This is a genomic window from Micromonospora okii, from assembly GCF_020884795.1.
GTDB lineage: Bacteria > Actinomycetota > Actinomycetes > Mycobacteriales > Micromonosporaceae > Micromonospora > Micromonospora okii.
The window spans coordinates 593,874-619,907 of record NZ_BBZF01000012.1 but is presented as its reverse complement, the minus strand read 5'-3'; the positions used below and the strand labels follow the sequence as shown (position 1 = coordinate 619,907).

At 74.0% G+C, this 26,034-nt stretch carries 33 protein-coding genes; 15 read left to right on the top strand and 18 right to left on the bottom strand.

Annotated features, from left to right (window positions below; all coding sequences use genetic code 11):
* Positions 1-121: 121 nt before the first annotated feature.
* Positions 122-319 (top strand): hypothetical protein, encoded by a 198-nt coding sequence (locus tag LPU43_RS02295; RefSeq protein WP_229398326.1) that lies wholly within the window; start codon positions 122-124, stop codon positions 317-319.
* 140 nt (positions 320-459) lie between these two features.
* Here the strand turns inward: LPU43_RS02295 and LPU43_RS02290 are convergent, their stop codons facing one another.
* The 8 genes from LPU43_RS02290 to LPU43_RS02255 all read right to left on the bottom strand — a co-directional run bounded on the left by LPU43_RS02290 (position 460) and on the right by LPU43_RS02255 (position 6,435).
* A complete protein-coding gene (locus tag LPU43_RS02290; protein WP_007075740.1) occupies positions 460-663 on the bottom strand; it encodes a cold-shock protein in 204 nt (67 codons plus the stop codon).
* A 294-nt stretch (positions 664-957) separates the two neighbouring features.
* A complete protein-coding gene (locus tag LPU43_RS02285; RefSeq protein ID WP_229398324.1) occupies positions 958-1,230 on the bottom strand; it encodes a DUF4235 domain-containing protein in 273 nt (90 codons plus the stop codon).
* Positions 1,227-1,742 carry a DUF3618 domain-containing protein gene (locus LPU43_RS29020; RefSeq protein ID WP_444543563.1) on the bottom strand — a complete coding sequence of 172 codons (516 nt, stop codon included), beginning with the start codon at positions 1,740-1,742 and terminating at the stop codon, positions 1,227-1,229. Before LPU43_RS29020 ends, LPU43_RS02285 begins: the two co-directional genes overlap by 4 nt.
* On the bottom strand, positions 1,739-2,173 hold the full coding sequence (locus LPU43_RS02275; protein WP_229398322.1) for a phage holin family protein: 435 nt from the start codon (positions 2,171-2,173) through the stop codon (positions 1,739-1,741). The genes LPU43_RS29020 and LPU43_RS02275 overlap by 4 nt, the downstream gene beginning before the upstream one ends.
* 116 nt (positions 2,174-2,289) lie before the next feature.
* Positions 2,290-3,516, bottom strand: coding sequence for a mechanosensitive ion channel family protein (locus tag LPU43_RS02270; protein WP_229398319.1), 1,227 nt, complete (start codon positions 3,514-3,516; stop codon positions 2,290-2,292).
* An 82-nt stretch (positions 3,517-3,598) separates the two neighbouring features.
* On the bottom strand, positions 3,599-4,423 hold the full coding sequence (locus tag LPU43_RS02265) for a DUF1206 domain-containing protein (protein ID WP_229398317.1): 825 nt from the start codon (positions 4,421-4,423) through the stop codon (positions 3,599-3,601).
* A gap of 80 nt (positions 4,424-4,503) precedes the next feature.
* Positions 4,504-5,481, bottom strand: coding sequence for a lipocalin-like domain-containing protein (locus tag LPU43_RS02260; RefSeq protein WP_229398316.1), 978 nt, complete (start codon positions 5,479-5,481; stop codon positions 4,504-4,506).
* A 27-nt stretch (positions 5,482-5,508) separates the two neighbouring features.
* Positions 5,509-6,435: a quinone oxidoreductase family protein gene (locus LPU43_RS02255; protein WP_229398314.1), complete on the bottom strand. Its 927-nt coding sequence runs from the start codon at positions 6,433-6,435 to the stop codon at positions 5,509-5,511.
* 84 nt (positions 6,436-6,519) lie between these two features.
* Between LPU43_RS02255 and LPU43_RS02250 the strand changes: the two genes are divergently transcribed.
* A complete protein-coding gene (locus tag LPU43_RS02250) occupies positions 6,520-6,951 on the top strand; it encodes a MarR family winged helix-turn-helix transcriptional regulator (protein ID WP_229398312.1) in 432 nt (143 codons plus the stop codon).
* An 89-nt stretch (positions 6,952-7,040) separates the two neighbouring features.
* Here LPU43_RS02250 and LPU43_RS02245 read toward each other — a convergent pair whose 3' ends face one another.
* Complete coding sequence (locus tag LPU43_RS02245) at positions 7,041-7,406, bottom strand: hypothetical protein (RefSeq protein ID WP_229398310.1); 366 nt, start codon at positions 7,404-7,406, stop codon at positions 7,041-7,043.
* Between the two features lie 141 nt (positions 7,407-7,547).
* Between LPU43_RS02245 and LPU43_RS02240 the strand changes: the two genes are divergently transcribed.
* Both LPU43_RS02240 and LPU43_RS02235 read left to right on the top strand, forming a co-directional pair.
* Positions 7,548-8,774: a cysteine desulfurase-like protein gene (locus LPU43_RS02240; RefSeq protein ID WP_229398307.1), complete on the top strand. Its 1,227-nt coding sequence runs from the start codon at positions 7,548-7,550 to the stop codon at positions 8,772-8,774.
* Positions 8,771-9,055 (top strand): GNAT family N-acetyltransferase, encoded by a 285-nt coding sequence (locus LPU43_RS02235; protein ID WP_229398305.1) that lies wholly within the window; start codon positions 8,771-8,773, stop codon positions 9,053-9,055. The genes LPU43_RS02240 and LPU43_RS02235 overlap by 4 nt, the downstream gene beginning before the upstream one ends.
* Positions 9,056-9,088: 33 nt before the next feature.
* Here the strand turns inward: LPU43_RS02235 and LPU43_RS02230 are convergent, their stop codons facing one another.
* A complete protein-coding gene (locus LPU43_RS02230) occupies positions 9,089-10,624 on the bottom strand; it encodes a glycoside hydrolase family 3 protein (RefSeq protein ID WP_229398303.1) in 1,536 nt (511 codons plus the stop codon).
* 151 nt (positions 10,625-10,775) lie between these two features.
* On the opposite strand from LPU43_RS02230, the gene LPU43_RS28525 reads away from it, so the two are divergent.
* The 5 genes from LPU43_RS28525 (at position 10,776) to LPU43_RS02210 (ending at position 14,798) form a co-directional block, all read left to right on the top strand.
* On the top strand, positions 10,776-10,901 hold the full coding sequence (locus tag LPU43_RS28525) for a hypothetical protein (RefSeq protein WP_255684263.1): 126 nt from the start codon (positions 10,776-10,778) through the stop codon (positions 10,899-10,901).
* 125 nt (positions 10,902-11,026) lie between these two features.
* Positions 11,027-11,977 (top strand): TIGR03557 family F420-dependent LLM class oxidoreductase, encoded by a 951-nt coding sequence (locus LPU43_RS02225; RefSeq protein WP_229398301.1) that lies wholly within the window; start codon positions 11,027-11,029, stop codon positions 11,975-11,977.
* Positions 11,978-12,084: 107 nt separating this feature from the next.
* Positions 12,085-13,716 carry a RecQ family ATP-dependent DNA helicase gene (locus LPU43_RS02220; protein WP_229398299.1) on the top strand — a complete coding sequence of 544 codons (1,632 nt, stop codon included), beginning with the start codon at positions 12,085-12,087 and terminating at the stop codon, positions 13,714-13,716.
* A 56-nt stretch (positions 13,717-13,772) separates the two neighbouring features.
* On the top strand, positions 13,773-14,276 hold the full coding sequence (locus tag LPU43_RS02215) for a hypothetical protein (protein WP_229398297.1): 504 nt from the start codon (positions 13,773-13,775) through the stop codon (positions 14,274-14,276).
* 105 nt (positions 14,277-14,381) lie between these two features.
* Positions 14,382-14,798, top strand: a complete 417-nt coding sequence (locus LPU43_RS02210; protein ID WP_229398295.1) for an ankyrin repeat domain-containing protein — start codon at positions 14,382-14,384, stop codon at positions 14,796-14,798.
* Positions 14,799-14,830: 32 nt separating this feature from the next.
* Here LPU43_RS02210 and LPU43_RS02205 read toward each other — a convergent pair whose 3' ends face one another.
* The 3 genes from LPU43_RS02205 to LPU43_RS02195 form a co-directional block, all read right to left on the bottom strand.
* Positions 14,831-15,187, bottom strand: a complete 357-nt coding sequence (locus LPU43_RS02205; RefSeq protein WP_229398292.1) for a ribbon-helix-helix protein, CopG family — start codon at positions 15,185-15,187, stop codon at positions 14,831-14,833.
* Entirely contained in the window at positions 15,184-15,468 is a 285-nt protein-coding gene (locus LPU43_RS02200) for a hypothetical protein (protein WP_229398290.1), read from the bottom strand. Before LPU43_RS02200 ends, LPU43_RS02205 begins: the two co-directional genes overlap by 4 nt.
* A 322-nt stretch (positions 15,469-15,790) precedes the next feature.
* Positions 15,791-16,657 (bottom strand): aldo/keto reductase family oxidoreductase, encoded by an 867-nt coding sequence (locus LPU43_RS02195; RefSeq protein ID WP_229398288.1) that lies wholly within the window; start codon positions 16,655-16,657, stop codon positions 15,791-15,793.
* Between the two features lie 140 nt (positions 16,658-16,797).
* On the opposite strand from LPU43_RS02195, the gene LPU43_RS02190 reads away from it, so the two are divergent.
* Both LPU43_RS02190 and LPU43_RS02185 read left to right on the top strand, forming a co-directional pair.
* Positions 16,798-17,265: a winged helix-turn-helix transcriptional regulator gene (locus LPU43_RS02190; RefSeq protein WP_229398286.1), complete on the top strand. Its 468-nt coding sequence runs from the start codon at positions 16,798-16,800 to the stop codon at positions 17,263-17,265.
* A 10-nt stretch (positions 17,266-17,275) separates the two neighbouring features.
* Entirely contained in the window at positions 17,276-17,818 is a 543-nt protein-coding gene (locus LPU43_RS02185) for a GNAT family N-acetyltransferase (protein ID WP_229398284.1), read from the top strand.
* A gap of 157 nt (positions 17,819-17,975) precedes the next feature.
* Here the strand turns inward: LPU43_RS02185 and LPU43_RS02180 are convergent, their stop codons facing one another.
* Positions 17,976-18,227, bottom strand: coding sequence for a winged helix-turn-helix domain-containing protein (locus LPU43_RS02180; RefSeq protein WP_229398281.1), 252 nt, complete (start codon positions 18,225-18,227; stop codon positions 17,976-17,978).
* A gap of 92 nt (positions 18,228-18,319) precedes the next feature.
* On the opposite strand from LPU43_RS02180, the gene LPU43_RS02175 reads away from it, so the two are divergent.
* The 4 genes from LPU43_RS02175 to LPU43_RS02160 are packed head-to-tail and all read left to right on the top strand — an operon-like array spanning position 18,320 to position 21,389.
* A complete protein-coding gene (locus tag LPU43_RS02175; protein WP_229398279.1) occupies positions 18,320-18,844 on the top strand; it encodes a hypothetical protein in 525 nt (174 codons plus the stop codon).
* Positions 18,834-20,039 carry a helix-turn-helix domain-containing protein gene (locus LPU43_RS02170; protein WP_229398277.1) on the top strand — a complete coding sequence of 402 codons (1,206 nt, stop codon included), beginning with the start codon at positions 18,834-18,836 and terminating at the stop codon, positions 20,037-20,039. Before LPU43_RS02175 ends, LPU43_RS02170 begins: the two co-directional genes overlap by 11 nt.
* Positions 20,036-20,299, top strand: coding sequence for a hypothetical protein (locus LPU43_RS02165; protein ID WP_229398275.1), 264 nt, complete (start codon positions 20,036-20,038; stop codon positions 20,297-20,299). The genes LPU43_RS02170 and LPU43_RS02165 overlap by 4 nt, the downstream gene beginning before the upstream one ends.
* A 52-nt stretch (positions 20,300-20,351) precedes the next feature.
* A complete protein-coding gene (locus tag LPU43_RS02160) occupies positions 20,352-21,389 on the top strand; it encodes a helix-turn-helix domain-containing protein (protein WP_229398273.1) in 1,038 nt (345 codons plus the stop codon).
* A gap of 423 nt (positions 21,390-21,812) precedes the next feature.
* Here LPU43_RS02160 and LPU43_RS02155 read toward each other — a convergent pair whose 3' ends face one another.
* Genes LPU43_RS02155 through LPU43_RS02140 form a run of 4 tightly spaced genes read right to left on the bottom strand, consistent with a single transcriptional unit; the run spans position 21,813 to position 26,026 of the window.
* The gene (locus LPU43_RS02155) at positions 21,813-22,799 is read right to left on the bottom strand and encodes a DNA topoisomerase IB (protein ID WP_229398271.1); all 987 of its coding nucleotides are present in this window, start codon (positions 22,797-22,799) and stop codon (positions 21,813-21,815) included.
* Positions 22,783-23,862 (bottom strand): glycosyltransferase family 9 protein, encoded by a 1,080-nt coding sequence (locus LPU43_RS02150; protein ID WP_229398269.1) that lies wholly within the window; start codon positions 23,860-23,862, stop codon positions 22,783-22,785. The genes LPU43_RS02155 and LPU43_RS02150 overlap by 17 nt, the downstream gene beginning before the upstream one ends.
* A complete protein-coding gene (locus LPU43_RS02145; RefSeq protein WP_229398267.1) occupies positions 23,859-24,560 on the bottom strand; it encodes an SDR family oxidoreductase in 702 nt (233 codons plus the stop codon). Before LPU43_RS02145 ends, LPU43_RS02150 begins: the two co-directional genes overlap by 4 nt.
* On the bottom strand, positions 24,557-26,026 hold the full coding sequence (locus LPU43_RS02140) for a PfkB family carbohydrate kinase (protein ID WP_229398264.1): 1,470 nt from the start codon (positions 26,024-26,026) through the stop codon (positions 24,557-24,559). The genes LPU43_RS02145 and LPU43_RS02140 overlap by 4 nt, the downstream gene beginning before the upstream one ends.
* Between the last annotated feature and the right edge of the window lie 8 nt (positions 26,027-26,034).

The window sequence follows — 26,034 nt, the reverse complement described above, 5'->3', positions numbered from 1 at the left end:
TCGGGGGGCCCACCCGTACGGGTCCATGCGCGGCCGGGCACGGCGATCACTAGGCTCGGGGCGCAGGACGACCGCCGCCCCGGGCCGGGCCGGCGGGCCACGGCGGAGGAGGAGGAACGCGATGAAGGGGTGGCTCCCGCTCACCCTCGGGCTGCTCGCGGTGGTCCTGGGCGCGGTCTGGGCGGTGCAGGGTCTCGGCTACGTCGACGGCAGCGTCATGACCGACCAGGGGATCTGGGTGATCGTCGGCGCGCTGCTGGTCGTGATCGGACTCGCCGCCCTCTGGTGGGGCATGCGTGCCCGGCGCCCCCGCCCCTGACGGCGCGGGCCGGCCGCGCCGGTGGCGAGGACCACAGGGGCCGGGGCGCACAGGGGGAAGCCCCGCGTCCCGAGCGGGACACGGGGCTTCACGGTGATCCGGGGTCGGATCGGCTCGGCCGGCACGCCGGCCGGGGCTGCTCAGATCGGGCGGACCTGCTCAGCCTGCGGGCCCTTCTGGCCCTGGGCGATCTCGAACTCCACCCGCTGGTTCTCCTCCAGCGTGCGGTAGCCGCTGGTCTGGATGGCCGAGAAGTGGACGAACACGTCAGCACCCCCGCCGTCGACGGTGATGAAGCCGAAGCCCTTGTCTGCGTTGAACCACTTCACGGTTCCCTGCGCCATGTGTATCTCCTTCTAAAACTGGCGGCCGAGCACGCCGTGCGGCCGATTGGCCGTTTTCGAGCAGCGGCGCCTGAGGCGGCCCCCTGTGCAGGAGACTTCTCTCAACCCACGCCATCTCTCAACAGCGTGGAAAAGCGAACCACGTAGCGAAAACTCTGCACAGCGTACCGGACGAAGTTGCGTGAGAGGTGACCCGAAGGAGGCCGGAATTACGACCGGGTCGGCACCGGGCGGCCATGCGAAAGGGCCCCTTCCCGATGAAAACGGAAAGGGGCCCGCGCCGATGCCGGCAGGTCAGTCGGGCCAGCGGCCGGTCAGCCGGCGTACGCCCACCGCCCCGCCCCGGTCCACGGCCGCCCGGACGACCGAGAAGATCGCGCCCTGTAGCGCGGCGGCGGCCAGGATCTCGCCCCAGCCGCGGTCCTCGTCGGTCGGGTTCGGGGCCTCGCCGTCGCCGGCGGTCATCGTCCAGACCTGCCGGAAGATCGCCCCCGCGACCGCACCGGCGGCCAGCCCCATCAGCACCCCGACGGGCTTGTACGCGGCCCTGCCGATGCCCTTGCTCACCTGCGCCTCCCCCTGACGATCAACAACACGATCATGGTAGCCACCGCGCCGGCCGCGACCGCCGCCCACGGCACGGGGCTGCGCCACAGCTCCGCCCCCGAGGCGTACGCGCGCCCGCCCACGGCCTCGGCCCCCTCGGCGGCCTGCGCGGCGTGCCCGCGCACCCGGGCCACGGTCTGCGCGGCCTGGCCCCGAACCCGCTCCTTGGCGTGCCCGGCCTGACCGAGCACCCGTTCCTTCGCGTGCCCGGCCTGACCGAACATCCGCTCCTTCGCGTGCCCGGCCTGACCGAACATCCGCTCCTTCGCGTGCCCGGCCTGACCGAACATCCGCTCCCTGGCCTGCTCGGCCTGGCCCCGCATCCGCTCCTTCGCCTGCTCGGCCGAGGACCTCAGCCGGGCCTTGACGTCGGCCTTGGCGGCCAGCGCCTCCATCGTCTCGCCCAGCTCCACCCGGGTCCGCCGGATCTCCTCGCGCAGCGCCTCGGTGTCGCCGGTCCCGTTGCCCGTCATGCCCGTCCCCTGTCCTTCACCGCGGCGGCGACGGTGTCCACGTCCGCCCGGATGCTGCGCACCGCCGCCGACGGAACCGGCGGGACCGCCTGGCTGACCTGCTTCTTGCCGACCAGGGCGAGGATCCCGGCCACGACGAACAGCACCACCGCCACGATCAACGCGGCCAGCCACGCGGGCATGACCAGGGCCAGCAGCAGGATCCCGGCGGCGATCAGCGCGCCGAGACCGTAGAGCGCCAGCGCGCCGCCTCCGCCGAAGAGGCCGATCCCGACGCCGGCGTGCTTGCCCTTCTCGGTCAGCTCGGCCCGGGCCAGCGCCAACTCGTCGCGGACGAGTCGGGAGACCTGCTCCGTGGCCCGCTGCACCAGTTCGGCGGTGGACGGCTCGCTCCCGGTCCGAGACGTGCGGTGACTCGCGACGTCAGCCATGCTGTCCTCCTTTCATCATCACCGCGCTGTATGCCCGGAGTCGCCGCCCGTCAATCCTGCGCGGGGCGGTCAGTCGCACTGACCGCGCCGCGCAGCAGTCCCCGCAAAACGCCCGGTCAAACCCGTTTCGTCCCGGCCGGTTGCGCCGGGGCGGGGGTGTGGGCGGTGTCGTCCGGGCCGACGAACGCCTCGCTGCGGGCCTCGCCGTCGTCGCTGCCGCCGAAGACCCGGGCGTCGTCGGGGGCGTCGGAGTCGGCCCGCCGGCGCACCGGGCGCCGGGGGCCCACCGGCTGCCAGGGCAGGGCGCCGGAGGCGTCGCCGACCTCCGCGCGCATCCGGGGCAGGGCGGTCGGCCGGTGGTCGCGCACCCAGGCGACGAGGTGCTCGCGCACCAGGCAGCGCAGGTCCCACAGGCTGCCGGCGTCGGCCGCGCTGACCAGGGCGCGGACCTTGACCATCCCGCCGGTCGCGTCGGTCACCTGGAGCACGCAGACCCGGCCGTCCCACAGGTCGCTGCTCTCGGCCAGCCGGCGCAGCTCCTCCCGCATCGCCTGCACGTTGACCGACCAGTCGACGTCGAACTCGGCGGTGCCCAGCACCGCCGCCTCCGTGCGGGTCCAGTTCTGGAAGGGCTTGCTGGTGAAGTACGAGGTGGGCAGGATCAGCCGGCGGTCGTCCCAGACCTGCACGACGACGTAGCTGAGGGTCAGCTCCTCGATCCGCCCCCACTCCCCCTCGACCACCACGACGTCGTCGAGGCGCACAGCGTCGCTGAAGGCGAGCTGGAGGCCGGCGAAGACGTTGCCGAGCAGGCTCTGCGCGGCCAGCGCGGCCACCACACCGACGACACCGGCAGAGGTCAGCACGCCGGCGCCGACCCCCCGGACGCTGGGGAAGGTCATCAGCATCACGCCGAGGGCGAGGATCACGATGACCGCGATGGTCAGCCGGCGCAGCATCACCACCTGGGTACGCACCCGGCGGGCGTGCCGGTTGTTCGGCACGTCGACCCGGAACCGGGCCAGCGCGACGTCCTCCATCACCACCAGCAGCGAGGCGACCAGCCAGGACGCGGCGGCGATGACGGCGAGCACGAGCATGTGCAGCACCACCTGCCGCCACGGCGTGCCGACGGCGTAGCCGGTGGAGAACCGGACGGCGAACTGCACGGCGAGGACGGTCGCGGCGACCTGGAGCGGACGGTGAGCGTGGTCGCTCAGCTCGGTCATCAGCAGCGCGCGCCGGCCGAACCGTTGGATCGCGCGGTGCACCATCTGGACCAGGAACAGAGCGGTCGCCGCCGCGGCGAGCGCGGCGACGACCGTTGTGAGGTAGCTCTGCACAGGCGTCTTTCCCCCTTCAGCGGGCTCCAGTTGTCCGGGCAAAAGCCCAATGGTGCCCGCTGTCCCCCCGATCCGACCAGCGTCAGACCTTGCGGTACCGGGACTGGAGGAAGCAGTACACGCCGTAGCAGGCGATACCGAGGGCGACCAGGACCAGCAGGATTGGCCCGTAGGACTGGTCACGCAGGGTGCGCAGGGCGGCGTCGAGACCACGCGCCTTCTCCGGGTCGTAGTTGACCGCGGCCAGCACGACCAGCAGGCCGGCGATGCCGTACGCGACGCCCTTGGCGATGTAGCCGGCCATGCCGAGGCGGCGGGCCAGGGTCCGGGTGTGGGCGTCCATCTCCCCGGTCTTCAGGCGCTTCTCGAACTTCTTCTTCCACCCGTAGATCACCAGGCCGACGCCGACGGCGGCGAGCACCAGCCCGGCCAGCCCGATCAGCACGCGACCGCCGGAGGAGGTCATCAGCTTGCCGGTCAGCGCCTCCGACTGGTCGGCGCCGCTGGAGCCGGCGTTGGAGAAGACCTTCCAGGCCGTCCAGGCGAAGTAGAGGTAGACCAGGGTGCGGGCGGCGGAGGCGACGCGCTCGAAGACGCGTTCCTTGCCGCGCTCGGCCTGGTGGCCGGCGGCCGCCTCCAGCGCCTGCCAGATCGCCATGGCGAGCATGCCGACGGCGATGGCGACGCAGAGGAACTTGCCCATGGGCTGCTCCGCCAGGGTGCTGAGCGCACCCGACTGGTCGCCGTCCTTGCCGCCCGAGTCGCCGAAGGCGATCTGGAGGGCGAGCCAGGCGATCAGCAGGTGCACGACGCCGTAGCCGATGAAACCGGCTCGGGCGAGGAGTTCGAGCCACCGGCTGTTCGCGGCCTGCGCGGCGGTGGCTCCCGCGTTCCGGGTGAGTGACATGGCGCCACAATCTCCGAACGCGGAGATTTCCAAACGTCGGGCCACCACCCGGAGCAGAATGCGGCAGGTTCGGGTCGGGTTCACGCCTTCCAGTCACCGACCATCTCGACGTAGCAGTAGCCGTCGACCCTCTCGCCCCGCACCACGCCGCGCACCGTGCTCGCGCCCTCGTAACGCTCGCTGAGACCCTGGATCGTCTGCCCGCGTGGCCTCGACTCCACCGTGAGTTCCATGTCGAGGTCGGGAACGCCCACCAGCCACCGGGTCGGGAACCGCGACCCGCCGTGCGGGCTGAGCCAGTAGTCACGGGCACCGTGGGCCAGCGGGACCAGGTCGGCGACCGTGTGCGCGCCGGTCTCGTCGACCACGGTCACCCACGCGTCCGTCCTGCCGTCCGCGCCGACCGCGTCCCAGAGACTGACCCGCCATCCGTTGCTGAGGTTGAGATCCATCCATGTCCATCTTCCCGACGGCGGGCCGAGGGGCTGCTTCTGCCACTGCCGGTCGAACCAGCTCACCCCCGATGCCGTGAACTCGCGGCCGTCGACGACCAGGCGGCCGGTGGTCTCCATCGTCGGGATCGAGTACTGGCGGACGTCCATGCCCAGCATGTCGAAGCGGCCGGTGCCCCGGTTGTACAGCGGGTGGCCGACGGCTCTCAGGGCGACGTCGATGCTGGCGCCCTTGATCCGGGCACGGACGCGCAGGTCGTCGAAGGTGCCGGCGATCAGGCAGTTCGGGGTCCTGACCAACAGCCGGTCCGACCGGACGCCGGCGCGGAGGAACGGGTGGAAGTTGCTCCGCACGCCGTACCATCCGGTGGTCTCGTCGGTGACACTGGCCGCGGCGTCCACTCCGATGACGACTCCCCTGATGCTGAGGGCCATCATGTGGACCAGGTAGTCGAGCGTGTGCCCGTCGGCCTCGAAGTGGCCGATCACGAACCACGAGTTGAGCGTGTAGCGCGGCTTGCAGGCCAGGTCCGCGACGACGTCGACGGCGGGAACGGCGCCCTCCGGCGTGGTCGTCAGATGTGCGGTGAGCAGCGGAACGTTCATGCGTGTGCCCTTCTGTCCGGGTCTCGGCTACGGCACGAGGACGATGCGGTCGTCCGTGTCGGCGGTCCACGCCCGGGCGACGTCGGCGAGCGGCACCGCCCGGGCCCGCACGTCGATCGCGCCCTCGGTCACCGCCGCGGCGAGCGCCGGCAGTTCCGCGATGAAGTCGCGGGCGGGGACGGAGCCGATACCGCTGCCGACGATGTGCAGCCGGGCCGAACGCAGCGCGACCGACGGGACCGGCGCGGTCTCGCCGGCCATCGACCCGATCTGGATCCAGGTCAGCGGCGCGGTGCGGTCGGCGCGGGCGGCGAGCATCGGGATCATGGCGTCGGCGGCGGGCTCGCCCCAGACGTAGTCGAGGACGACGTCGACGTCGGCCGCACGGCCGATCCGGTCGAACGTGCACGTCTCGTCGGCGCCGAGCGCGGACAGCGCGGCCAGGCGTGCCGCGTCCCGCCCGGCGGCGATCACGTGCGCCGCCCCGAACAGCTTCGCGACCTGCACCGCCATGCGGCCGGCGTTGCCCGTGGCGCCGACGACCAGGACGCGCTGCCCCGGGGCGAACCCGACGCGGCGGCGCAACGCGACCCAGGAGGACATTCCGGGGTTCATCGCGGCGGCGATGCGCACCGGGTCCACGCCCTCCGGCAGCACCACGCTGCGTCGGGCGTCGATCACGGTGCGCTCGGCGAACGTCCCGAAGCTCGTGTCGTCGAGGACCACGTAGCGAAGCTGCCCGGACGGGTCGCGCACGACGCCGTCGACGCCGGGCACCAGCGGGAACGCGCCGGTGCCGCTGTAGTGCGAGCCGTCGGCCTTCGCCCTGGTCAGGTGGTGCAGGCCGGCCGCGAGCACCTCCACGACCAGCTCGTTGTCGTCCGTCGCGACCGGCTCCGGATGATCGCGGTAGACCGGCGGGGCGTCGAACGTGGACAGGACTGCGGCGCGCATGGGGACCTCCGGAAGAGATGGTTCGTATTACCAACCACCCTCAGGATGGTTGGTAATACGAACCATGTCAACTAGCCTTCCGGTATGACCTCCGAGGACTCCCTGGACGCGCTCATCGACGCGCTCGTCCGCAGCACCTTCCAGGTGACCAGCGTGCTCACCCGTATCGGCGCCGAGAACGACCTGTCCCTCACGCAGCTACGGGTGCTCGGCATCCTGCGCGACCGCCGCCCCCGCGTGACCGAACTGGCCGCCCATCTGGGGCTGGACAAGTCGACGATGTCCGGCCTGGTCGACCGCGCCGAGCGCCGGGGGCTGCTGGCCCGGGACAGGAACCCGCACGACGGCCGGGCCGTCGACGTGTTCCTGACCCCGGCCGGCCGCGAACTCACGCAGCGGCTGGACGTCGAGATCCGGCGCGCCCTCGCGCCCACGTTGGGCCGGCTGCGGCCCGAGCAGCGCGAACAGCTCGTCGGGCTGCTCGAACCCCTCCTGGGGCCCGCCGACGCCGACTGAGCCCTTCCCCGCGTACCGGGCCCGCCGACGCCGACTGAGCCCGTTCCCGCGCGCACCGGGCCCGTCGCCGTCAGGGTCTCAGCAACCGGCTAGCTGCTGGGATTGCGCGAGACGCGGATCTTGACCTCCTGGTCGGTGACGCTGTCCAGCGTGACGGCGAAGCCGCCGACCTCGGTGGCCTGCTGGCCCACGGTCAGCGAGAGCTGCTCCCCGGCGACCTCGACGGTCACCTGGTCACCCTGCGCGCCGACCAGCTTGGCCTCGACGCCGAGGATGGTGGCGCTGGCCTCGACGCCCCGGTCGAAGGTGACCGTGCAGGCGTCCAGGCCGCAGTCGGTGGAGGCGCCCTCGGAGCTGCAACCCGCGAGCAGCGCGGCGCCGAGGGCCAGGCCGGCCAGCAGACCGGCGGCCCGGCGGACGGGGGTGGACGGGGGGATACCGGGTCGGTTCGTCACCCGATCAAGGGTACGAGATCCGGTCGACCCCGCCCCGACGCAAGGAAGGGCACCTTCTCGACGCCTGCGGTGGAGCGGGGTACCCCGCTCACCTCGCCGGACGCACGCGGGGCGCTTCGTGCCAGGGGCTAGGGTCCGGGGATGCCGTTCGACATCGCCCGTACCCGGGCCGCGTACCCCGCCCTGGCCGAGGGCTTCGTCCACCTCGACGGGGCCGGGGGCACCCAGACCGCCGCGCCGGTCGTCGACGCGGTCGCCGCCGCCATGCGGGCCGCCGTGGGCAACCGCAGCGCCGCCTTCGTCCCCGGCCGCCGGTCGCTGGAGCTGGTGGCCGCCGCCCGCTCGGCGGTCGCGGACCTGCTCGGGGCGCGCCCCGAGGGCGTGGTGCTCGGGCCGAGCGCGACCGCGCTGACGTACACCCTCGCGCGTACCCTCGGGGCGGGCTGGCGGCCGGGCGACGAGGTAGTGCTCTCCCGCCTGGACCACGACGCGAACGTGCGGCCGTGGGCGCAGGCGGCCGAGGCGGCCGGCGTCACCGTGCGCTGGGCGGAGTTCGACCGGGCCACCGGGGAGCTGCCGGCGGAGCAGTACGCCGACCTGGTGGGCGAGCGGACCCGGCTGGTCGCGGTGACCGCCGGCAGCAACGCCATCGGCACCGTGCCGGACGTGGCGGCGATCGCCAAGGCGGCGCACGCGGCCGGGGCGCTGGTCTGCGTCGACGGCGTGCACTCCGTGCCGCACGGCCCCACCGACCTCGCCGCGCTCGGCGCGGACTTCCTGGTCACCAGCGCGTACAAGTGGTCGGGGCCGCACCTGGCCGCGATGGTCGCCGACCCCGCTGTCTGGGCGGGCCTGCGCCCGGCGAAGCTGCGGCCCTCCTCCGACGCGGTGCCGGAGCGGTTCGAGTACGGCACGCCGAGCTTCCCGCTGCTGGCCGGCGTCGCCGCCGCCGTGGACCACCTGGCCGGCCTGGACCCGGACGCCACCGGCGACCGGCGGGGGCGGGTGCGCGCCGGGCTCGCCGCCGCGCGGGCGCACGAGGAGGCCGTCTTCGGCCGGCTGCTCGCCGGCCTCGCCGCCCGCCCCGGGATCACCGTGTACGGCTCGGCGGCCCGGCGCTGCCCCACCGTGTCGTTCCGGGTGGCCGGGTGGAGCCCAGCCGAGACGGCGGCGGCGCTGGGCGAGCGGGGCGTCTGCCTCTCCTCGGGCGACTACTACGCCTACGAGTACTTCCGGGCGATGGGGCTGCGCGACGACGGCGGCGCGGTCCGCGCCAGCGTGTACCACTACAACACGGTCGACGAGGTGGACCGATTGCTGGCGGAACTGGACGAGCTGGGCGCGGACCGCGACAGAATGACCGGGTGAGCTTCCTGGTCGAGGACGATCCCGCCCGGCGCCGCTTCGAGATCCTGGTCGACGACGCGTTCGCCGGGTTCACCGCGTACCGGCCCCGGGGCGAGGCGCTGGTCTTCACCCACACCGACGTCGACGAGCGGTTCCGGGGCATGGGGGTCGGCTCGGCGCTGATCCGGGGCACGCTGGACCAGGTCCGCGAACGCGGCGGGCAGGTGGTGCCGAAATGCCCGTTCATGGCGGCCTTCATCGGCCGCCATCCCGAGTACGCGGACCTGGTGGCGGCCGGCTGACCCGCGCGGTGCGCGGGTCAGCCGGCGACGGCCCTAACCGAGACCGGCGAGCAGCGGCGCCGAGGCGCGCTCCAGGCCGGCGAGCAGCTCGGCGGCGGCACGCGCGCTGGACCGGGTCGCGCCGTGGGTGGCCACGTGCACCCGGCCGGTGACCAGGGCGGGCACGCCCAGCTCGACGACCACCCCGTCGGGGCGGGCGGCGAGGGCCTGCTCCACGGCGGCGCGCATCCAGTCGTGCCGGTGCAGGTCGCGCACCACGAGCACCAGCGGCCGACCGGCGGCACTGGCGATCGAGTCGGTCGCCGGGTCGCCCGCGCCGATCCGGACGGCGGTGGTGCCCGGGAGCAGGTCGGCGAGCGGGGCGGCGACGCCCCAGGGGGTCTCCGCGCCGATCGCGATGTTGCGCGGCGGCGCGAACTCCACCACGTGCGGGGCGGCGGCCAGGGGCAGCGCCGTGCCGGCGTCGCCGGACGCGGTCACCCGCACGGCCCGACGGGCGGCGGCCAGCCCGACCGGGGAGCCGTCCTGGTCGGCGTCGGGACGGGTCGGCACGCCGGCGCGGGCGGCCACGCTCCAGGCGGCGAGCCGGCCGACCCGCTCGGCCGCCTCGGCGAGGCGCTCCTCGGGCAGCTCGCCGGCGACCACCGCGGCGACGATCGCGTCGCGCAGCTCGCGGGCGGCCTCCTCGTCGTCCCGCTCGCCGCCCACGCAGACCGCGTCCACCCCGGCGGCGAGGGCGCGGACCGCCGCGCCGGCGAAGCCGTACCGGTCGGAGACCGCCCGCATCTCGATCGCGTCGGTGACCACCAGCCCGGTGAAGCCCAGCTCCTCGCGGAGCAGGCCGCCGATGATGCGCGAGCTGAGGGTGGCCGGCAGCTCCGGGTCCAGCGCCGGTACGAGCAGGTGGCCGGTCATCACGGCCTGCACCCCGGCGGCCACCGCGGCGCGGAACGGCACCAGCTCGGCGGCGTCGAGCTGGGCCCGGGTGCCGCCGATGCTGGGCAGGGCGAGGTGCGAGTCGACGCGGGTGTCACCGTGGCCGGGGAAGTGCTTGGCGCACGCCGCCACGCCGCCGGACTGGATCCCCTGCACCCACGCGGCGGTGTGCCGGGCGACCACGGCCGGGTCGTCGCCGAAGGCCCGCACCCCGATCACCGGGTTGTTCGGGTTGGAGTTCACGTCGGCGCTCGGCGCGTAGTCGAGGGTGACGCCCACCGAGGCGAGCTCCCGGCCCAGGTCGCGGGCCACCTCGCTGGTCAGCTCGGGGTCGTCGACGACGCCGAGGGCGAAGTTGCCGGGCCGGGAGCTGCCCCGGCCGGACTCGATGCGCGTGACGTCGCCGGCCTCCTCGTCGATGGCGACGATCACGTCGGGGCGTTCGGCCCGCAGCGTGGCGGTGAGCGCGGCGACCTGGTCGAGGGTGACGATGTTGCGGGCGAAGAGCACCACCCCGCCGAGCCCGTCACCGAGCCATCGGCACACCCACGGGGGCGGTGTGGTGCCGACGAATCCGGGTTGCAGGACGGCGGCCGCCAGGCTCGCCAGATTTCCCGTCCGTGCGCTGCTCATGCGGCTGCCGTACCCCCGTCTTGATCCGTCTATATGGCCCCGCCCTGTGGACACGGCGGTGCTGCCATGTTCACACCACTGCTTACTAATAGTCAATAAACCTTACTGTTGTTCTATGGCGCGAACAGGCCCTTCATGGGAGAGTTCCCACATGTCTGTCCCGTCGCTCGCCGACGCCACCAACGCGGCCGACATTCCCGGGGTGCGGCTGCTCGGCCTGGTGGTCGGTGGCCTGCTCCTGCTCGCCGCGATCAGGGCGATGTTCGGCCGGCGCTGACCCGACCGGGGCCCGAGGCCGCCCGCGCCCGGCCGCACGACGCCGTTCATCCCGTGCCCCTCGGGGTACCGCTGCCCTGTGCGGTCGGTGCGCCGGGCACCGGCACGAGGCGAGGCGAGGAACACATGAAGATCGGCTACTTTCTGTCGAGCGAGGAACTGACGCCGACCGAGCTGCTGGCGCAGGCGCGGGCCGCCGAACGGGCCGGCTTCGAGGCGCTGTGGATCTCCGACCACTACCACCCGTGGACCGACGCCCAGGGCCAGAGCCCGTTCGTCTGGTCGATGATCGGCGCGCTCAGCCAGGTCTGCTCGCTGCCGGTCACCACCGCGGTGACCTGCCCGACCGTCCGCATCCATCCGGCGGTGCTCGCCCAGGCGGCGGCGACCAGCGCGGTGCTGCACTCCGGCCGGTTCGTGCTCGGCGTCGGCTCCGGGGAGGCGCTCAACGAGCACATCCTCGGCGACGCCTGGCCGCAGACCGACGTGCGGCTGGAGATGCTGGAGGAGGCCGTGGAGGTGATGCGCGAGCTGTGGCGGGGCGGGTTCGTCAACCACCACGGCAAGCACTACACGGTCGAGCACGCCCGGATCTACACCCTGCCGGAGACTCCCCCGCCGGTCTACGTCTCCGGTTTCGGGCCGAAGGCCGTCGACCTGGCCGCCCGCATCGGCGACGGGTACGTCAGCACGATGCCCGACGCCGACCTGGTGCGCCGGTTCCGGTCGGGCGGCGGCGGCGACAAGCCGTGCCAGGCCGGCTTCAAGGCCGCGTACGCGGAGAGCGAGGACGCGGGCGCGCGGATCGCGTACGAGAAGTGGCCCAACGCCGGCGTGCCCGGCGAGCTGTCCCAGGTGCTCCCCTCCCCCCGGCACTTCGAGCAGGCCGCGCAGCTCGTCCGGCCGGAGATGATGAAGGACGCCTTCGTCTGCGGCAACAGCGCCGACGCGCACCTGGAGATGATCGACCGGTACGCCCAGGCCGGCTTCGACGAGGTGTACGTGGCCAACACCGGCCCGCACCACGAGGGCCTGTTCGAGCTCTACCGCACCCAGGTCCTCCCCCGGCTGCGCTGAACCGTCCCGGCCGGAGCCGCCGGCCCCCGGCCTGACCGTCCCGGCCGGAGCCGCCGGCCCTGGCCTGCGGTTTCGGCCGAGAACGCCCCGGGTACCTCTGCCCCTCGATGAAGACGTCCACGCACTCCACGACGTTGCGCCGCGCGGCGCGCAGCCTCTTCGGCTGGGAACAGCTGCGGCCCCACCAGCTCGCCGCCATGCGGGCGGTGATGAAGCGGCGCGACGCCCTCGTGGTGCTCCCCACCGGCGCGGGCAAGTCGGCGATCTACCAGATCCCGGCCAGCCTCATCCCCGGCCCGACCGTGGTGATCTCCCCCCTGCTGGCCCTCCAGCAGGACCAGATCGCGGCGCTCAACGAGCGGCAGCGCCCGGAGCTGCGGGCGGTGCGGATCAGCTCGAACGAGAGCCCGGCCCAGCAGGCGGAGGCGATCGCCGAGATCCGCGAGGGCCGGGCGGAGTTCCTCTTCATCACGCCGGAGCAGCTCACCAACCCCGACCGGATGGCCGAGGTGAGAGCGCTCAAGCCGGCCCTCGTCGCGATCGACGAGGCGCACTGCATCTCGGCGTGGGGGCACGACTTCCGCCCCGACTACCTGGCGCTCGGGCACCTCATCGAGGGCATCGGCCGACCCCCGGTGGTCGCCCTGACCGCCACCGCCTCCCCGCCCGTACGCGAGGACATCCTGGACCGGCTGCGGCTGCGCGACGCCGAGGTGGTGGTCTCCGGGCTGGACCGGCCGAACCTCTTCCTGGAGGTGGGCCACTGCCCCACCGAGGACTACCGGTGGCGTCGGCTGCTCGCCCTGCTGCGCGAGGACGAGCGCCCCGGGATCATCTACGTGCCGACCCGGCGCGCCGCCGAGGAGCTGGCCGCCCGGCTCACCGACGCCGGCTTCCCGGCGGAGTTCTACCACGGCGGCATGGCGGCCGGGGCGCGCGCCGAGCTGCACGAGGCGTTCCTCGCCGACCGGGTGCCGATCATGGTGGCCACCTCGGCGTTCGGCATGGGCATCGACAAGCCCAACATCGCCTGGGTGGTGCACATGGCCCTGCCCGACTCGCCCGACAGCTACTTCCAGGAGATCGGCCGGGCCGGGCGCGACGGCCAGCCGGCCCGGGTGCTGCTGCTGTGGCAGGCCGAGGACGTCGGGCTGCAACGCTTCTTCAGCGGCGGCCTGCCGAACGACACCGAGCTGCGCGACCTGGCCGCCCTGCTGCGCCGCAAGCCCGCCACGAGGAAGCAACTGCGGGAGGTGACCGGCCTGGGGCCGCGCAAGCTCGGACAGTACCTCGCCCTGCTGGAGCAGGTCGGCGCGGCCGAGCCCCGGGCGAAGCAGCGCATCGGCGCGCCCCGGTACTCTCCCGAGCCCGTCGAGGCGGCCGAGGCCGCGCTGGCCGAGGCCGAGCGCCAGCAGACCGTCAGCCGGTCGCGCACCGACATGATGCGGGCCTTCGCCGAGACGACCGGCTGCCGGGGGCAGGCGCTGCTGGCGTACTTCGGCGAGCAGATGACCGACGTCTGCGGGCACTGCGACAACTGCCTGGCCGGCACCAGCGTCGCCGACGACGGGGCCAGCGGGCCGTTCCCGGTGCACAGCCAGGTGCGCCACCCGGAGTGGGGGCCCGGCATGGTGCTCAGCTACGAGGACGACCGGATGACCGTCCTCTTCGACGAGGTCGGTTACAAGACGCTGTCGGTGCCCGTGGTGTCCGAGCAGGGGCTGTTGAGCCTCGACTAGCCTGAGCCGGGCCACCGTGCCACGGCATCGCAGTGACAGACGAGAGGAGCGCGTCCGTGATCGAGCAGCCGGCGTACACCGGGTTCGGTTTCTCCGACGAGGAGTGGGGGCTGCTGGTGGGCCTGCCGCAGTCGGTGCTGACGGCGGCGAGCGCCGCCGAGCACGACGGCGCCCGCCGCACCATGGCCGAGAACGCCGCCGGGCTGGAGACCATCGCGGCGGGCCGGGGCTCGGCCAGCCCCCTCGTCGCGGCCGTGGCCGGCGAGATCGTCTCGCGAGTGGGCGACCCGGAGGCCGGCGAGGAGCTGCCGGTGATCGCGCCCGCCGACCCGCGCGCGGTCATCGAGGACGTGCTGAACCGGGCCGTCTCGGCGGCGCGGCTGCTGGCCGAGAAGGTCGACGAGGGCGAGGCGGGCGCGTACAAGCACTGGCTCGTGGAGATCGCCGAGCAGGTGGTGACGGCGGCACCCAGCGGGGGCATCCTGGGCCTCGGGGGCGACCAGGTCAGCGACTCGGAGCGCCGCTTCCGCGACCGCCTCTCCGAGGTCCTCCACGACTGACCCGCCCCGCGCGCTCACCCGCCCGAGATCTTGGTACGAAACGGCCCCTCCGGGGGCCGTTTCGTACCAAGATTCACTCGCGACCCCCCACCTACGCTGAGAGCCGTGAACAGGCGACAGCGGAAGAAGCGCGCCACGCGTCTGGTGGAGGCGGTGCTGCGCGAGGACGCCGCCGTCGTCCGGGGCCTCCTGCGCGCCGGGGCGGACCCTGACGCGGCCGACCGCGAGGGCACGACCCCGCTGTACCAGGCGTCGGTGCACGGCGCGGTCGACCTCGTGCAGCTCCTTCTCGCCGCCGGCGCTGCGCCCGACACCGAGAGCGGGCACGGCCGGGAGGGAACACCCCTGTGCGCCGCCGCGGCCTGGGGACACACCGACGTCGTACGGGAACTCCTCGCCCACGGCGCGGACCCGAACCTCCGCGAGGACGGCGGAACCGGCTACTCGCCGCTGGAGTGGGCGCTGCGCGGCGGCCACTCGCAGACAGCGGAGCTGCTCCTTGCCGCCGGCGCTGACACCTGAGAGGGCCGTTCGGAACGCTGGAGCCGCTACTCCTATGCCGCGTCGGCGCGGCCCTGCGTGGTGCGCGTGGTGACGATGCGGCGGAGCACGTCGAGGGCGTGTTCGGCTTCGTCCTGGCTGACGGGTGCGATCTGGTCAGCGACGTAACTGGTCAGGGCGTCGCGGACGATGTCGGATCTGCGGGTAGCGGCCTGGTCGGCGAGGTGGTCGAGTTGTTCGACGAGCGAGACCGGCAGCCGGATGCTGACCAGCATCATGGGTGTTCCGGGTGCGCCGCCGGGCGCTGGGGCTGCGGTCATGGACTTGATGACCGGTGCCAGGCTGTCCGTGTTCTGAAACCACGCAACGACCTCGTTCTTGGTCATCCGGTCGAAGTCCGGCTCGGTCACAGGACTCGCCTCCTCCACTCGTCGAAGTCTGCGCCGCGTAGGGCACGGACCCCTATGATCTTGTATGTCCGGGTGGCGCCGATCCGGTCGCACAGCGCGGCGATGACCCGACCGCTGTCGGCCATGCCCATGACGATGAGCAGCAGGTCCCCGAGGGCACGCTCGTAGCGCAGGCCGGGCGGGGAGTACAGCGCCTGGGTCGTCTCGTCCACCCCGACACCGTTGCGGCGAGCGTTGTCCAGGCCCTCGTCGGTCCACACGTACTCGCGTTCCGGTCCCACCTTCCGACCGTAACACGTCGTAATACAACGAGCTGGCGAAGGCGGGAACTGGGTCGCTCACCAACAGGGGCGTGAGTAGCCCGCTGAAACGGCGCTATCGGTCAGGTAACTCGCGGCGGTCCCACGACGGCGAATCCGCACACATCGAGGGCCGGCCACTCTCCCTCCGCCGATACGTGCACCGTTGACTGCCGTGCCAACTGCTGGTGGTACGGCAGCCCCCATGATCGTCTGTCGGTCATGGAGAACTCCACCGGCGTGTCGTCTCACAAATCAGCAGACGATCAAGACAGTCGAAGTGTGACGAGACCGAACGCGGAAGCTAGCGGCCGACCTTGTCCAGCTCGGCGAGGTCTTCGTCGGAGAGGATGAGGCCCGCGCCCTGGATGTTCTCGCGCAGGTGCGCCGTGGACGAGGTGCCCGGGATCAGCAGGATGTTCGGCGACCGCTGCAACAGCCAGGCCAGGGCGACGGACATCGGTGCCGCCCCCAGCCGGGCGGCCACCGCCTCCAGCGCCGCCGACTGCAACGGAGTGAAGCCGCCGAGCGGGAAGAACGGCACGTACGCGATGCCCTGCTCGGCGAGCGCGTCGATCAGCTCGTCGTCCTGGCGGTGCGCCAGGTTGTACATGTTCTGCACGCACACGATCGGCGCGATGACCTGCGCCTCGGCGACCTGTTCCGGGGTCGCGTTGCTGACCCCGAGGTGCCGGATCAGGCCCTGCTGCTGAAGCTCGACCAGCGTCCCGAACGCCTCGGCGACCGAGCCCGGCCGGGGCCCCTTGGCGTCGCCGAGCCGAAGGTTGACCACGTCGAGCGCGTCCAGACCAAGATTGTCGAGGTTGTCGCGCACGGACCGGCGCAGGCTCTCCGGGTCACGGGCCGGGGGCCAGCCGCCCTGCTGGTCGCGGTTCGCGCCGACCTTGGTCACGATGTGCAGCGATTCGGGGTACGGATGCAGGGCCTCCCGGATCAGCCGGTTGGTGACGTGCGGCCCGTACGCGTCGGCGGTGTCGATGTGGGTGATGCCGCGCTCGACGGCCTCGCGGAGGACGGCGAGCGCGCCCTCGCGGTCGACCGGCGGGCCCATGACCCAGGGGCCGGCGAGCTGCATGGCGCCGTAGCCGAACCGGGTGACGGTCAGGTCCCCCAGCGTCCAGGTGCCGCCGGGAAGGGAAGTGGAGGGCATTGCTCTACCTCTGGCTTTCGTTCGACGCTGATCTGCTCTGGTGCATCGCGGATGCCTGCACCACTCTGAGGGCGTAACTTCCTGACCGGAAGTAGGCACCTGAAGGTGCGTAACTCACCAACGGTGGGAGGGGCGGCTCGATGGCGACGACGACGGCAGCGCAGAAGAGGGCACAGGCGAAGGTCGAGTACGACGCCTTCCTGGCGCAGTGTCCGAGCCGGCAACTGCTCGACCGCATCGCGGACAAGTGGGTCACGCTGGTGCTGTCCGCGCTGGGCAGCGACGGCTCACACCGGTTCGGCGCGGACTGCGCGGGTGAGCCCCGGCCGATGCGGTACTCGGAACTGTCGCGCATGCTGGCCGGGGTCAGCCAGAAGATGCTCACCCAGACGCTGCGCTCCCTCGAACGCGACGGCCTGATCACGCGGACGGTGGTGCCGACCGTGCCCGTCACGGTCACCTACGAGCTGACCGACCTCGGCCTCTCCCTGCACCGGACGATGCGCGGCGTGAAGGCCTGGGCCCAGGCACACATGGACGACGTGCTCGCCAACCGCGCGACGTACGACGATCACGCCGCGAACCCGGCTCGACGGCCCGTGGCGTAGCGTTGGTCCGGTGGCGCTTGCCTATCCTGATGTTGACCTCACCGACGGCACTGTTCTTCTCCGTCGGTGGCGGAACGATGATCTGGATTGCGTCCGAGCCGCCGCCCAGGATCCGCGCATTCCCGAGGCCACCACGGTTCCAGCGCCTTTCTCGGTAGACGCGGGTCGCGCATTCCTCCGTCGACAGTGGCGTAGAGCCGACAGTGGTGAGGGGCTCTCCCTTGCGATCGCCGATGCGGTGACAGATCAGGCGCTGGGTTCGGTCACGCTCATGCTGCGGCCGCAGCCGGGTGTGGCTGGTCTCGGCTACTGGCTCATCCCCTCGGCGCGGGGACGAGGGCTCGCCACTCGCGCGGCGAGACTGGTCTTGTCGTGGGCGTTGAACCTCGCGGGCATCGTACGGGTGGAGGCGTGGGTTGAGCCGGACAATCTGGCCTCGCAGCGGGTGCTCACCGCCGCCGCCTTCGAGCAGGAGGGCGTGCTGCGCAGCTTCCTGGCCTTTCCTGGCCGACGCGCTGACGCCGTGGTCTTCTCCGCCGTACGCGGACACTGACCTACCCCGTGAGTGGGCGACAGCGAAATGCGCCGAGCGCCTGGTGGAAGCGGCCACCGCTCAAATGTTTGTCAGTTTTCGGCACCGCTTCAGTCTGACGTTCCTGTGATGAGAATTGGCTTAGCGGTAGCTACGCAGCCAATCGTCCCGCGCGGAGTTACTCGGCGACGAAGACGCCGACGCCCGGCAGCGTCTCGGTCATCCCCTTGATGCGGAGCACCTGCATGGCACGATCGATCACCGGCTCGGTGACTTCGTATTGCTCGATCAACTCTCGACGGCTGGGCAGCTTGGAGCCGGGCGGGAACTCCCCCGACGCGATGCGGGCGGCGAGATCGTCGGCAATCTGCTCGTAGCGGTAACGCGGTGGCACGGCGCTTCTCCTCGGTTGGCAACCCGAGTAGACCACCTACGTCGCCCCTTGACTACCCAACGGTACCTGTGGGAGGTTGCAGAGGAGGCGATTCCCTCGGTTGGCACTGTCGGACCGCCCTCACCAGCGTGGGTGCCCGGGCGAACTTCCCGCGTCCGGGCACCCACGTCTTCCCCTGGCACAAGGAGGAAGCCATGTTCTCTTTCAGGGCCGATCGGAAGACCGCTGGCCCAACTGGCAGCAACGAGCCGATCAGGCTCGTCTCCTACGACGAGTACGTCCTGGCGGTTGGCCTCAACCTCGCCCGCCGGCATCAGCCCGTCTGGTCCTGGCGGGAGTGGCGGCGGATCTGCCGATGCGGCTCCGACCTCCCCTGCCGCATCCGGCACCGCATCCCGGTCGATCGCGGTCACTGGCCGAGCGAGGCGGGCTCGGCCCTCCACGATCACGCCGCCGCACCCTATTCGGAGAGCGGGAATGACAGCATGAAGGCCAGCAATGACGAGTCGACGCCCAGTCGTGGTGAGCAGATCCAGGAGGCCGAGCGGGAGGCCGCGCGCCAGCGCATCCTCGCGCTCGCCGAGGCCGAGCGGATTCCGGCCGAGGAGACCACCCGGGCGATCCCGGACCGGCGGTGGCGTCGTGGGCGGTGACGAGCTGCCGATAGGCCGCCGCGTCGCGCACTGGCGCAGCCGGCGCAGGTTGACGCAGCAGATGTTGGCCGACCGGCTCGGCAAGTCGAAGAGCTGGGTCGACAAGGTCGAGCGCGGCGTCCGCTCCCTGGACCGCTTCTCGGTCATCCTGGACGTCGCCGAGGTCCTTCGCGTGGACCCGTCGATCCTGATGGTCGGGGCCGCCCCACCCTCGACCGCCGTCGCGGGCGTCGACGCGCTCCGGGCCGCGCTGGCCCGCTACTCCACCCGCCTCCCGGCCGCGCCGGATGCCCGCCCGATGCCGCCGGTCGGCGAGCTGGGCCGGCGGGTCGCGCACGCCTGGCTGTCGTACGAGCACGCGCACTACCCGCAGTTGGTGCGGGCGCTGCCGGAGCTGCTCGGCGACGCCCAGCAGGCCCACGCCCACGCCGCCGACCCGACGGGCGAGGCGGCGGGGCTGCTGGTGCAGGCGTACCGGATCGTGGCGTCGACGCTGGTGAAGCTCGGGGAGCCGGACGTGGCGTGGCTGGCCGCCGACCGGGCGATGGCGGTGGCCGCCGCCGACCCGCTGCGGGAGGCGGGCGCGGCGGTGCCGCTGGGGCAGGCGCTGCGGGCGGCGGGGCGGGGCCGGCTGGCGATGGGCGTGACGATCAGCGCCGCGCACCGGATCGCGCCGAGCGTGCCGCACGAGGGGCCGCCGGAGGAGCTGGCGCTGTGCGGGACGCTGCTGGTGGAGGCGGCGCTCGCCGCCGCCGTGTGCGGTGACGGGCACGGCGTGGAGGAGCTGGTCGAGCAGGCTGCCGAGATTGCCGAGCGGGTCGGCAGGGGCGGGGAACAGCGCCACGGGGCGAGTTTCGGGCCCACGGCGGTCGAGGCGGCCCGGGTGGTGGCGGCGGTCGAGCTGGGCGACGGCGGCACGGCGGTGGCCTGGCACGAGAAGGCGACCGGGGGCGGCGGGTGGGCGCGCCTGCCCGTCGAGCATCGGGCCGCGCACCTCGTGGACGCCGCGCGGGCGTACCTCCAAATGGGTGACCTGATGCGGGCGGGCCGCGCGCTGGTCGAGGCCCACCGCGCCGCGCCGGCGGAGATCCGGTGCCGGCCGGTGGCGCGTACGGTGATCGCCGAGGTGGTGCGCGGCGGGCCGGTGCCGGCCGACGTGGCGTGCCTGGCCGACGGGGTCGGCCTGACCCGGTGACCGCGCCGTTCCTCTCCCCCGCCCAGATCCGCAACCGGCTCGTCCTCGTGGCCCGGATGGCCCTGCGCGTCCACCGGCCCGGCCCGGACGGGCGCTGCCGGGTGTGCCGGGTGCCGCGCTGCCCGGCGGTGGCCGCCGCGCGGGGCCTGCTCGCGGCCGTCCGCCCGCCGCATCCGGGGCCGAGGACGACGACTGTCGAAAATGGATATTTGCCACAGGCGAGGAGATGGGCACGGCACCTGCCGGCCGGTGATGATTGATCGTCAGGCCGCGTCGTGGGTCGGCGCGGGCGACACGCCGGGGAGGTCGGTGATGGGCGGGCTGCACGCCGAGCGGATGGACACGACGCTGCTGCCACCCGCGCAGCGCTGGTCGTACTTCGCGGAGATCACCTCTCGTGCCTCCGCCCCGATGGCCATGGACAGCGAGCACACGGCCGATTTCCGCGCCCGCGCCGACATCATCGGGCTGGACGGCGTCGAGCTGAGCCGGTTCCGCTACCAGTCGCTCATCGCCCGGCGCACGCCACGGCTCATCCGCCAGGCCGACCCGGAGGCGTACCAGATCGCCCTCGTCCTCTCGGGCACCAGCGCCATCGGCGCCCGCCAACCCGCGAACGCCATCCCGGTGGGCGACCTCACCCTGCTCGACTGGGGACGGCCGCACGAGCTGCTGCACCTCGGCCAGGGCGGCGGGCGGGGGCAGGTCCGCGCCGTCACCGCCCTGTTCCCCCGCTCCCGGCTGCCCCTGCCCCCGGACCGCGTCGCCCGGCTCGCCACGAGGCGGATTCCGGGCGGGGAGGGGCCCGCCGCGCTGCTGGCCCGGCACCTCGACCAGATCACCCGCCGCCCCCGGCAGTTCCGGGCCGAGGACGCCCCGCACCTGGCCGACGTCACCCTGACCCTGATCTCCCTGCTGCTCGCCCGGCACCTCGACGCCGAGAACCGGCTCCCGGCCGAGGTGCGCCAGCAGGCGCTGTTCGCCCAGGTCCGCGACTTCATCGAGCGGCACCTCGACGACCCCGAGCTGTCCCCCCGCTCCGTCGCCGACGCCCACCACGTCGGCCTGCGCACCCTGCACCGGCTCTTCGCCGACCAGGACGACTCGGTCGCCGGAACCATCCGCCGCCGCCGGCTCGAACGCTGCCGGCGCGACCTGGCCGACCCGCTGCTGGGCGACCGGCCCGTGCAGGCCGTCGCCGCCCGCTGGGGCTTCCACGACAAGGCCCACTTCAGCCGCGCCTTCCGGGCGGCGTTCGGGGTGAGCCCCCGGGCCTGGCGGGAGGGGCAGCGGCCCGGGGCCACCTCCCCGGCCACCCGGGACGCCCCGGCCGCCCCGCCCCCGCGCTGAGCGGGATCGACACCGGGTCGGCGACGTGGGGTGTTCCCGGGGCCGGCGAAGGCGCGCTGTCGCCGACATTGAGTCGATCATGGGCCTGCCTGCGATCCGGCCTACCAGAGGAACGGCGACGGGCACGGATCGTCAACCGTCCGGCGTTGATCGTCAACTCCCCCGGCCGGTCCCGCCGGATACTGGTCCCCGGGCCGGGTGCCGGGCGACCGGCGCGACGGCCCGCAAGTATCGGGGGACCGTGGCGAGCGCCCGCGAGCGCGCGTTCGCGGGCGACCGCCCGGTGTCGGGCCTGATCTCGACTCGATGTCGGCGACATCGCGCGATCAGGACGCCCTCGAACACCCCATGTCGCCGGCACGGAGTCGATCACGGGCGCAGGGGTCCCACCCGCAGCGACCGCCCGGTGTCGGGCCGGTTGCCTCAGCCCTCCTCCTCCAGCAGCTCCAGCACCCGCCGCTCGGCCTCCCGCCGGGGCGTGTCCCCGTCCACCGGGGCGACCACGCCGTCGTGGTACAGGTCCACCACCCGGGGGTCGACGTACGAGTTGCGGGCCACGGTCGGCGTGTTGCCCAGCAGCTCGGCGACCTCGCGCATCACCCCGGCCACGGCCCTCTTCCGGGCGGTGGCGGAACGGGCCGGGCCCCGCGCGGCCAGCTCGGTGGCGGCCAGCACGGTCGCGTGCCAGGTGCGGAAGTCCTTCGCGGTCATCTCTCCGCCGCTGGCCTCGCGCAGATACTCGTTGATTTCGTCGCTGTGCACGTCGCGCCACTGCCGGCCGTCCCAGTAACCGAACAGCCGCTCGGCCCGGCGACGCCGGCGGCGCAGGTTGGTCAGCACCCCGCACAGCTCCGGGTCGTCGATCCTGCGCACCTGCTCGATGCCGCCCTTGGCGGGAAACTCGAAGACCACGCAGCCGCCCCGGGTGCGGGCGTGCTCCGGTCGCAGCGTGGCGACGCCGAAGGTGGCGTCGTCGCCGACGGCGTACTGGTCGCTGCCGACCCGGAACATGCCCATGTCGAGCAGGCCGGCGACCGTGGCGAGCACCCTTTCGCGGCCCAGCCCCCGGCCGGCGAGGTCGCGGTCCACCCGCTCGCGCAGCGTCGGGAGTCGGTGGGCGACCTTGAGCACGTGGTCGAACTTCGCCTCGTCCCGCTTGCGCCGCCACTGCGGGTGGTAGAGGTACTGCTTGCGGCCGGCGGCGTCGATGCCGGTGGCCTGGATGTGCCCGTTGGGGTGGGGCGAGATCCACACGTCCCGCCAGGCCGGCGGGATCACCAGGTCCCGCAGCCGGGCCAGCTCGGCGGGGTCGCGCACCGGCTCGCCGGCCGGGTCGAGGAAGAGCCATCCCCGGCCACGCCGGCGGCGGGTGTAACCCGGCCTGCCCGGGTCGCTACGCCGTAACCGCACCGGAGATCCGCACCGCCCGTTCCGCCTCGTCCACGGCCGCCAGCACCTCCTCGACGCCGAGAGCCGCCATCGGGTCCGTTCGTACCCCGTCCGTCCCGGGCCGAACCCCCGCCGGGGCGGGACCACCGGCGGCGGGGCCCGGGTCGGCGGGCCGCGCGCCGGCCCAGAGCGCGCGGTGCCACGGCCGGTCCGGCGGCGGCCCCCACCGGGCGGGCGGGACCGGGCCGAACAGGACCACCGAGGGGGTGCCGTAGCCGGTGGCGAGGTGGGCCACGCCGGTGTCGCCGCTGACCACCAGCCGGGCGTACGCCACGACGGCGGCGAGGTCGCCGAGGTCGGTGCGGCCGGCGAGCACCGCGCCCGGGGCCAGGTTCGCCGCCGACGCCACCGACCGAGCGAGGGCGCGCTCGTCCGCCGAGCCGGTGACCACCACCCGGTGCCCCCGCCCGGCCAGCTCCCGGGCGACCGCCGCGAAGCGCCGCGCGGGCCAGCGCTTCACGGCGACCTTGCTGCCCGGGTGGACGACGGTCACCCCGGGCGGCGTCCGGCCGGGCGCGGGGCGGCGCAGGGCCAGGTCGGCGCGGTCGGCGGGGATGCCGTACCAGGCGAGCAGGCGGCACCAGCGGTCGACCTCGTGCTCGTCGTCGCGCCAGTCGGGCCCGTCGAGGTGCCCGGCGTCGGGGTTGGCGAAGGCGAGCAGCCGGGCCGGCCGGGTCGCGGCGAGCGCCCGGTGCGACTGCGGGCCGCGCCCGTGCAGGTTGACGGCGAGGTCGGGGGGCGGGCCGGGCACGCGCGGCGCGGCGGGCCCGTCGGCGGGGCCGGGCGGCGAGCCGGCCACGCGGGGCGCGGCGGGGTCGGGGGGCAGGCCGGGCACGCGTAGGGCGTCGAGGCCGTCGGCGGGGACGAGCCGGTCGACGCCGCCGACCAGGTCGACGAGGGGGGCCAGCCAGGCGGGGGCGGCCAGCGCCAGCTCCCGGCCGGGGTGCGCGGCGCGCAGGCCGCGCAGCGCCGGGACGGCGGTGGCGAGGTCACCGACGCCGAGCGCGCGCAGGACGAGGATCACGGGTACGAGGTTTCCCGCTCGGCGCAGACGACCATCTCCCGTACGGCGCAGCCGGGCGGCTGGGAGAGGGCGAACAGGACGGCGGCGGCGGCGTGGGCGGGGTCGTTGAGGGCGGCGTCCGGGCCCGGCCGGTAGCGGGCGTCCCGCTCGTCGAAGAAGGCGGTGCTCATCCCGCCCGGGATCAGCAGGGTGACGCCGACGGCCCCGGCCAGTTCGGCGGCGAGGGCGCGGGTGAAGCCGACCACTCCGAACTTCGCGGCGCAGTAGGCCGTGGCGTCGCCGACGGCCTTGACGCCGAGGGTGGAGGCGACGGTGACGACGTTGCCCCGGGCCGCCTCCAGCCAGGGCAGGGCGGCCCGGATGACGGCGGCGGTGGCCAGCAGGTCCACCGCCACGATCCGCTCCCAGGTCTCGCCGGGGACGTCGGCGAGGCGGCCCGGCACGTCGACGCCGGCGGCGGTGACCACGGCGTCGAGGCCGCCGGAGCGCTCGGCGAGCCGCCGGGTGGCCTCCTCGGCGGCCCGGGTGTCGGCCAGGTCGCACTCGATCCAGGGCACCCCGTCGGCCGGGGGCCGCCGGTCCAGCACCAGCGGCCGGCCCCCGGCCTTCGCCACCGCCGCCACCACGGCCGCGCCCAGCCCGCTCGACCCGCCCGTGACCAGCACGGTCGGCCCCGCTCCCGGTACGTCGCCGGTCATCGTGCCCCCCTCGTCGTCGTCGCGCCCGCCACGGGCGCGGCGCGCCCAAACGGCCCGCCGTCGGCGCGGGCGGCGGCGATCATGTCGGTGGTGGAGCGCCCGTCGAGGTACGGCACGACGACCGTGTGCCCGCCCCAGCGGCGCAGCACCTCCGCCTCGGGCAGCGCCGGCCCGCCGCCGTCGGGCGCGTAGTCGCCGCCCTTGACCCAGACGTCCGGGCGCAGCCAGGTCAGGGCCGCCTCCGGGGTGGGCTCGTCGAAGACCAGCACGGCGTCGACGCAGCCCAGCGCGGCCAGCACCCGGCTGCGGTCGCCGTGCGGCACCACCGGCCGGCCCGGCCCCTTCAGCCCGGCCACGCTGGCGTCGGAGTTGAGGCAGACCACGAGGCAGTCGCCGAGCTGCCGGGCCGCCTCCAGGGTGGCCACGTGCCCCGCGTGCAGCAGGTCGAAGCAGCCGCCGGTGGCGACGACCGTGCCGCCGGCGGCGCGTACCCGGGAGACCACCTCGGCGGCGGCGACCGCGCCGACCCGGGGGCCGCCGGGCCGGGACGGCGTCGGGGGCACCGCCCGGGGCGGCGGCGGGAGGGCGGCGGCCACTCCCCCGGCGGCGACGTACGCCGACGCCTCGGCCACGGCCGCCTGCACCGCCTCGGAGACCAGCGCGCCCCGGGACAGGGCGAGGGTGGCGGTGGCGGCGAACCGGTCGCCCGCGCCGCAGGTGTCCCCCTCGGCACCGCCCGGCGTGGGCACCACCAGCGGGGTCGACCCGGCGTGGCAGAGCAGGGCCCCGTCGGGGCCCAGGGTCACCGCGACCGCGCCGGCCCGCCAGCGGCGGCGCAGCGCCTGCGCGCCCAGGGACGCGGTGGCCAGCCGGGACGCCCCCGGCGGGGCCGGCACCAGGTCGCGCACCTCCGACTCGTTCGGGGTGGCCAGGTGCACCCCCGGCACGGCGGCCGGGCCGCGCGGGTGCGGGTCCCACACCACGGGGGCGCGGGTCGCCGCGAGGGCCGCCCGCAGGGCCGGCTGCCGGGCCACGCCCCGCCCGTAGTCGCTGACCAGCACGGCCGAGGCGGAGGCCAGCAGCCGCAGCACGGCGTCGGCCGGCTCGCCGGGCTCCCCCAGCGGGCCGCCCCGGTCGTGCCGCAGCAGCACCCGGCCCCGGGCGTGCAGCCGGATCTTCTCGGGGGTGGCGCCGCGCAGCGGCAGCGCGTACACGCCCACCCCGGCGGCGGCGAGCAGCGTGCTCAGCCGGGCCCCGCCCTCGTCGTCGGCGAGCGCGGTCACCAGGGCCACCTCGGCGTCGCCGGCGGCGGCGAAGACCGCCGCGAGGCCCGCGCCGCCGGGCCGGTCGACGGCCGTGGACTCGTCGAGGACCGGCACCGGGGAGTCCGGGCAGAGCCGGTTCACCACCCCCTCGACGTCCCGGTCGAGCAGGATGTCACCGACCACCACCACCGGTCCCGCCATCAGCTCGC